The organism is Rhodohalobacter sp. (assembly GCF_041686455.1).
Taxonomy (GTDB): Bacteria; Bacteroidota; Rhodothermia; order Balneolales; family Balneolaceae; genus Rhodohalobacter.
This window is the reverse complement of sequence record NZ_JAWLDW010000034.1, coordinates 1-1,195: the sequence shown is the minus strand read 5'-3', so window position 1 is coordinate 1,195 and position 1,195 is coordinate 1. Positions and strand designations below refer to the sequence as shown.

Here is a 1,195-nt window from a genome sequence, read left to right as displayed (position 1 = left end):
TTTGTAGAAATAGAGGTTGTCTATATAAACATTATTTATAGTACCTGCTGTAGTCAAGAGAATTTGATAAATACTTTCTCTATCTAAAACGCCATCCCCAAATTCATCTGTAAAGTCATCAAGTGCCACATCAAATGAAACCCATTCGCCGGTTGTCACTACAGAATTAGTTGACCCTATAGCACTGGTTTCTCCATTTTGATCAGCATGGTTGGATAATTTTGGATTTAGAACAGCACCTTCTTCAACCGATTCATCGGCAATCCAAAAGTCAAAATGCATATGAGTGAAATCAGTCAGATCAATATAACCGTCAAGCTGAATGCCGGTAAAGTTAACAATATCAAATAGTTTGATGAAATCACCATCAGCTATTTCAATATCATCAACTACCGAACTTCCTTCACTCCAATCGGTTGCAAAGGTGGTAACGGCAATATCATCATAAGCATCACTGTAAATTGATATGACGTCATCGGCATTCCTATCCGGGGGTGTGGGTGCGGCTGATGTAGGTTCTGCTATATCTCCGCCGTTTCCTCCGCCGCCCGGTTCTTCTTGAGTTACTTCCATGGTTACGTTATCGATGAAGACATCTTCGTTACTCAAACCCATTTCAAAACCTAATTTCATATCTCCAAAAGTTTGGTCTACTTCAAAGACAGTTTCATAAGGTTCGGTATTTGTTGTTAGATCGAAGTTAGCTTCATGAAGAGCTACAAAACCACCTTCATTCTCTCCGAAGTAGAGCTTAAGTTGTCGGTCATCTACACCAGCACTAGCGTCAAATGTAACTTTATAGTTTTCTCCGACTACTAAAGCATCTATTTGTTCAGTACTTAGAATTTGATTCAGCTGTACGTGCCATACTTCACCACCGGCTCCGGCAATATTTGTAATGGCAGCCTCACCACCACTAGCATCTATGTCTGCAGATACACCTTCAAAATCTGCTACGAAAGTTGACCAAGGTTCAAGTCCTTCAGAAAAGTCACCATTAATGATGATGTTGTCACCACTAGGTTCACCTCCGTTACCGTCACCAAGATCCGGAACAAGGACCGCATCAATAATGTGTACTACACCATTTGTACCGATTTGGTCGGCAACGACTACTTCAGCAGTACCGCCGTCGGCATCAGTAATAGTTACAACACCTTCAACAACATCAATGGTAATATCCTGCTCGTTCAAC

The 1,195-nt window shown here is 41.1% G+C and carries 1 protein-coding gene; it reads right to left on the bottom strand.

Annotated features, from left to right (window positions below; all coding sequences use genetic code 11):
• The coding region (locus ACESM0_RS06140; protein ID WP_372904686.1) for a carbohydrate binding domain-containing protein at window positions 1-1,195 on the bottom strand (1,195 nt) is incomplete at both ends.